Raw genomic sequence first — 5628 nt, 5'->3', positions numbered from 1 at the left:
TTGTTTTCCGATAAAATTTCGGTGGGACTTGGTACTGTCGGCGCTTACCCCAAGGATAATCGCTCCCAAATCGTCGTAATCGTCCATTGCCGCGCTGAACTCGCACGCTTCGGTCGTACAGCCCGGAGTTGAATCTTTCGGGTAAAAATACAAAACGATCCATTTTCCCCGCAGATCGCGCGAACAAATCTCTACATCGTCCTGGTTGCTGAGGCAAAAGTCAGGGGCCTGGGTTCCGATTTCTAACATATAGTTTCCTTTTTATAAAATAACGATTGATTTGATTTCGCTCATCTCTTCGATCGCGAAACGGGGGCCTTCACGCCCGACACCGCTGAGTTTTACGCCGCCGTAAGGCTGGATGTCGAAACGCAGCGTCGGCATGTCGTTAATCACGACGCCTCCCGCATCCAATTCATCGATGGCTGTCGTCGCATGGGCAAGATTGTTCGTAAACACCGAAAACTGCAATCCATAGGGGGAGTTGTTCATCCGCGCTATCGCATCATCGATTCCATCAACTTTTACCAGACTGACGATCGGAGCAAAGACCTCTTCACAGACAATCTTCATCGACTCGGTCACGTCTGCCATGACACACGGATAAAAAACGCGTCCGTCCCGTTTGGGCGGCGTCAACGCCCGAGCCCCTTCCGCAATCGCACTTTCCACCCAGTTCATCGCCCGCTCCGCGGCTTCGTCATTGATCAAAGGACCCAAAAAGGTGTTTTCCTCGTAAGGAGAGCCGACAACAAGCTTGGAGGTCGCTTCCGCCATTTTGGCGGCGAACTCATCGTAAATGGCGCTGTCTACGTAGATCCGCTGAAGCGAGATGCACACTTGGCCGGAATTGACGAAAGCCCCGATAGCGCACCGTTGCGCAGCATAGTCCAAATCAGCGTCCGCATCGATAAACGTCGCCGCATTGCCGCCCAGTTCGAGACTCACTTTTTTAATTCCGGCACTTTTGGCAATGATGTTCCCCACCCCGACCGAACCGGTAAAACTGATAACGCGCGGGATGTCACTGCCGACCAGCGCGCTTCCCACCTCCGCATCGCCGTAGACGACGCTCAACGCATCGCGAACGGCATAGGGGCTTTCGATAAAGAGCTTTGAGAGCTTATAGGCGCACAGCGGAGCTTCGGGAGTCGGCTTGAGCACGACCGTATTTCCCGCGACAAGGGCAGGAGCCAATTTATGGGCAACAAGATTGAGCGGAAAATTGAACGGCGTGATCGCCACTACCACACCTACAGGCTCCCGGCGCCAATATGCGTGAGCTTTTCGTCCGCTTGCCATCGCATCGGTATTGATCGTTTCTCCATGCATCGTCCGCATCGTTTCGGCGGAGAGGGTGATCGTTTCGATGCAGCGGTCAACTTCGATGCGTGCGTAGGCGATGGGCTTACCTACTTCATCGCACAAAACCCGTGCAAATTCCTCGCGCTGTTCTTTGAGCTTTTCCGCAACGTCCTTCAACCATGCACACCGCTGATGCAAAGGGGCTTTTTTGGCCGTTTTGGCCGCTTTGCGCGCAATTTCCAACGCATTGAGGGCATCCGAAGCGTTGCAAAGCGCAAACCGCGAAACGACTCTGCCGTCATACGGACCGGTACGCTCCGTGTAATCGGACGACGTTATCGGTGTCGAGCCCATCCATACATGTGCATCCATTACGTATTCCTGTCCATGATAATTTGGTGTTTCAATTATACAAACCGCCACCTAAAAAGAGGCGGAACAAACCGTCTTAAGGAGATTCTTGTCGAAAACCTTTTAGAATGTGTCCCAAAAATACGCAGGGGACTTTATGAAGGAACTCACAATTACTGACGGTGTTTTAGGGGTACGCCCGCCGGTTACCAAACCGCATCCGGGCTTTTATTTCCAGGTCGGTGAAGAGCGGTTCCGTAAACTTGTCGACGACCATTACGAGATGATTCGCAACAGTGACATCTCTTTTTTATTCCCGATACACGATGAAGAAGATTTCGCCGCTGCGAAAAAACATGCGGCCGATTTTCTGATCCAGATCTGCGGAGGCCCGGACTATTTCGCCCAGACGCGGGGGGAACCCCGAATGGTGGGTCGCCATGCACCGTTTCGAATCGATGAGCATGCCCGCCGCCGCTGGCTGGAGTTTTACGCCAAACTTCTTCCCGAGCTTGAAAAAGAGGGGATCAGCCCTGAATACATCGAGTCGTTTTGGAACTATCTGGACGTCTTTTCGATCTGGATGGTCAATACCCCTTCACACTGAATTTTGAACGCAAGAGGGGTCAAACTCCTTTTGCCTCGTTAGCGCTATGACGCTCTAGATTACCTATTCTCTGAATTAATAAACCTTAAAACCCATCTTCGCTAAAATCTTCTCAATTTTTTTTATCGGAGAATTCCCCCATGAACGAAGCCAAATTTATTTGGATGAACGGCAAACTACTCCCTTGGCATGATGCAAAAATCCATGTCCTCTCCCACACTCTGCACTACGGAAACGGTGCGATTGAAGGGACAAAAGCGTATAAGACCCCGCTGATGGACGTCCCCTACACCGTCGAGGAACTCAATCAGGCTCAAATCGAGCTTCTTCGCGCCAACCAATTTACCGGCGATAACGTGTACCTTCGTCCGATCGTATACCTCGGCTACGGCGTCATGGGTGTTTACCATAAAGAAGCGCCGGTCGAAGTGTCTGTCGCCGCATGGGAATGGGGCGCCTACCTTGGCGAAGAGGGTCTTAAAAAAGGGATCCGTCTTAAAATCTCCTCATTTAACCGCACGTCCAACCGTTCCAATATGGGTAAAGCCAAAGCGGTAGGAAACTACCTCAATTCCCAAATGGCCAAATACGAAGCGGTCGAATGCGGATACGACGAAGCGCTGCTTCTGGATGACGAAGGCTACATCGCCGAAGCGACAGGTGCCAGTTTCTTTATGATCCGTGACGGAGAAATCATCACCCCTCCAAGTGACAACGCACTCCAATCGATTACCCAAAAGACCGTCATCGAAATGGCAGAGAATATGGGAATCAAAGTTGTTCGCCGCCGCATCACGCGCGAAGAGATCTACGTTGCCGATGAAGCGTTCCTCACCGGAACGGCTGCCGAAATCACTCCGGTACGCGAAGTCGATGCGCGTATTTTGGGTGCGGGAGCACGCGGTCCGTTGACCGAAAAGCTCCAAAGCGCCTATTTCGATATCGTCTACGGGCGCAATCCGGAGTATGATCACTATTTGACGTACATTGACTAAATTAGGGTATAACTGCGGACGATAACGTGTACGACACGTACACAAAACATTAATGAGGATTCTAGATGGCCAGCGATATGAACGACTACTTCAACAAGAAGAAAAATGAGAGCCAACGCGGAGGCGGAGGATTTCAAAGCCCGAAACCTCCCAAATTCGACTTTAACATGAACAGCCAAAAAGCCGGAATGTTATGGCTTATCGGCGGCTTTATTTTGCTGCTCGTACTGGCAAAACCGTTTGTGATCATCAACGAAGGCGAGCGCGGTATTCTGTCCACTAACGGAAAATACGAAGAACGCGCACTTCTCCCGGGCCTACACTTTATTATTCCGGTCATTCAACAAGTCTACGTCGTCGATACCAAAGTTCGTATCATCAACTATGCCGATAAAATCGACCGTGCTTCAACTGCCGGGGACGGCATTTTGGTCAAACCGGCCATTACCGTTCTGGACAAACGGGGGCTTCCGGTATCCATCGAGCTGACCGTGCAATACCGCCTCAACGGCCAACTGGCCGCTCAAACCATCTCCAACTGGGGCTTTAGCTGGGAAGACAAGATTATCGATCCCGTCGCCCGTGACATCGTTCGTAACGTCGTCGGTCAGTACGAAGCAGAGAATCTGCCGATCATGCGCAATACCATCGCCCAAAAAATCGAAGCGGGTATCCGCAGCAGCGTCGATCGCCAGAAAAACGGCCCGGCCGAGCTAGAATCCGTCCAATTGCGTGAGATCGTCCTTCCGCAAAAAGTAAAAGATCAGATTGAGCGGGTTCAGGTAGCCAAGCAAGAAGTCGAAAAAGCCCAGCAGGAAGTAGAACGCGCCAAACAAGAAGCGCTGAAAAAAGAGACGGAAGCACAGGGGACGGCGAATGCCCTCACCATCGAAGCACAGGCACAAGCACGTGCCAATCACCTCGTAGCGCAGTCTCTGACTCCCGGACTGCTCAGACTGGAACAAATCAAGGTGCAGGGGAAATTCAACGAAGCGCTTAAAGAAAACAAAGACGCCAAGATTTTTCTCACTCCCGGAGGCTCCACCCCTAATATCTGGGTCGACATGAAATCAGGCGAAAACCAAAAAGTCTCTTCGACCCATTAAAAACCTCTCCTCTTTCGGAGGGTTTGGTACGCCTTCACTCGTGAGGCCGTACCAAATACTCAAAAGGGCTCCTATGAATCTTGATCAGATCGACTGGCAAAAATCCGAACTTCTCCCTGTTATCGTCCAGGACTCTGCAACACTGGAAGTATTGATGATGGCCTACATGAACCGTGAGGCGCTTGAACTTTCCCTCGCGACCAAAATCGCCCACTATTTCTCCCGCTCCAAACAGCGTTTGTGGAAAAAAGGGGAAAGCAGCGGTCACCTTCAGCACATCGATCGGTTTTTGCTCGATTGCGACAACGACACCCTCCTGCTTATGGTGCGTCAAGAAGGGGTAGCCTGCCACACGGGACGCAAGTCATGTTTCTTTACCGACATAGAGTCAGGAGAAGCCATCAGCGAACCTCAAATCGATACGTCCGCAGCCTACGGCATCATCGACGAGCTTTATCACATTATTCTAAGCCGCAAAAATGCCGATCCTTCCACCTCGTGGACTGCCAAACTTCTCTCCAAAGGGGATAATACCATCCTGAAAAAAGTCGTCGAAGAGGCCGGTGAATTCTCTTTTGCGGTCAAAGACGGCAATGAGAGTGAAATTATTTACGAATGTGCCGATTTGGTGTACCATGTCCTTGTCGCACTCGGACACAAAAATATCTCTCCCGACCGTATTAAACAAGAACTCGCACGCCGATTCGGCACAAGCGGCATCGCGGAGAAAAACTCAAGGCCTTCATGAAAACGCAGATTCTCCATTTTATCGACCGTATGCTCCCTTACGACTATCTTCTTTTCGGAGGGATCATTGTCGTATTCATTCTGATATTGGCCCTCGCCATCGTTTTTCGTCATAAACTTGCCGTTGCCATCATTCTGGTTCTCATCGCGTTCGGTGTTCTGACCGCCGGAAGCGTTGTCGGATACGCCATGATGCATCACTATCTGTTTAAAAACAACATTGCCCTCAAAGAGGTAAAAGCCCTCGAATTCACCGAAGCGCTGCTGATTAAAGGGGAGATCAACAATACGTCGAAACGGGTGTTCCATGAGTGTACTCTCACCGCCGGAGTCCATAAAGTGACCCATAACCGCTACCTCGACCGCGTCTATCCCTACCTGCCGTTTCAAAAAACCGATATGAACGTTCACGAAAAAATCACTCCCGGCCAAGCGGCTTCGTTTAAACTGTTTATCGAACCTTTCCGATATACCCATGATTACAATATCACAGTAAAGGCGGATTGCAGATGAGCCC

At 50.8% G+C, this 5628-nt stretch carries 7 protein-coding genes; 5 read left to right on the top strand and 2 right to left on the bottom strand.

Features of this window, described 5'->3' with window-relative positions:
* Together JU82_RS06375 and JU82_RS06370 are read right to left on the bottom strand one after the other, a co-directional pair.
* Window positions 1–249: peroxiredoxin (locus tag JU82_RS06375; RefSeq protein ID WP_037948251.1), on the bottom strand; the 249-nt coding region annotated here is incomplete at its 3' end.
* Between the two features lie 12 nt (window positions 250–261).
* Entirely contained in the window at window positions 262–1677 is a 1416-nt protein-coding gene (locus JU82_RS06370) for an aldehyde dehydrogenase family protein (RefSeq protein ID WP_037948250.1), read from the bottom strand.
* 136 nt (window positions 1678–1813) lie between these two features.
* Here JU82_RS06370 and JU82_RS06365 point away from each other — a divergent pair, with 136 nt between their 5' ends.
* The 5 genes from JU82_RS06365 (at window position 1814) to JU82_RS06345 (ending at window position 5624) form a co-directional block, all read left to right on the top strand.
* Complete coding sequence (locus JU82_RS06365; RefSeq protein WP_037948247.1) at window positions 1814–2263, top strand: globin; 450 nt, start codon at window positions 1814–1816, stop codon at window positions 2261–2263.
* A gap of 140 nt (window positions 2264–2403) precedes the next feature.
* Window positions 2404–3258: a branched-chain amino acid transaminase gene (locus JU82_RS06360; protein WP_037948245.1), complete on the top strand. Its 855-nt coding sequence runs from the start codon at window positions 2404–2406 to the stop codon at window positions 3256–3258.
* A 65-nt stretch (window positions 3259–3323) separates the two neighbouring features.
* A complete protein-coding gene (locus tag JU82_RS06355) occupies window positions 3324–4364 on the top strand; it encodes a prohibitin family protein (RefSeq protein WP_037948243.1) in 1041 nt (346 codons plus the stop codon).
* A 73-nt stretch (window positions 4365–4437) separates the two neighbouring features.
* Window positions 4438–5112: a bifunctional phosphoribosyl-AMP cyclohydrolase/phosphoribosyl-ATP diphosphatase HisIE gene (hisIE, locus tag JU82_RS06350; protein WP_037948241.1), complete on the top strand. Its 675-nt coding sequence runs from the start codon at window positions 4438–4440 to the stop codon at window positions 5110–5112.
* Complete coding sequence (locus JU82_RS06345; RefSeq protein WP_037948238.1) at window positions 5109–5624, top strand: DUF2393 family protein; 516 nt, start codon at window positions 5109–5111, stop codon at window positions 5622–5624. Before hisIE ends, JU82_RS06345 begins: the two co-directional genes overlap by 4 nt.
* Window positions 5625–5628 lie beyond the last annotated feature (4 nt).

The sequence above is a fragment of the Sulfuricurvum sp. MLSB genome (assembly GCF_000747095.1).
Lineage (GTDB): Bacteria > Campylobacterota > Campylobacteria > Campylobacterales > Sulfurimonadaceae > Sulfuricurvum.
The sequence above is the reverse complement of the archived record's forward strand: the minus strand, read 5'-3'. Positions and strand labels throughout refer to the sequence as shown.

Coding starts and splice junctions, on each gene's coding strand:
- JU82_RS06355 (WP_037948243.1), top strand. CDS start 3,324: ATGGCCAGCGATATGAACGACTACTTCAACAAGAAGAAAAATGAGAGC.
- hisIE (WP_037948241.1), top strand. CDS start 4,438: ATGAATCTTGATCAGATCGACTGGCAAAAATCCGAACTTCTCCCTGTT.
- JU82_RS06370 (WP_037948250.1), bottom strand. CDS start 1,677: ATGGATGCACATGTATGGATGGGCTCGACACCGATAACGTCGTCCGAT.
- JU82_RS06365 (WP_037948247.1), top strand. CDS start 1,814: ATGAAGGAACTCACAATTACTGACGGTGTTTTAGGGGTACGCCCGCCG.
- JU82_RS06345 (WP_037948238.1), top strand. CDS start 5,109: ATGAAAACGCAGATTCTCCATTTTATCGACCGTATGCTCCCTTACGAC.
- JU82_RS06360 (WP_037948245.1), top strand. CDS start 2,404: ATGAACGAAGCCAAATTTATTTGGATGAACGGCAAACTACTCCCTTGG.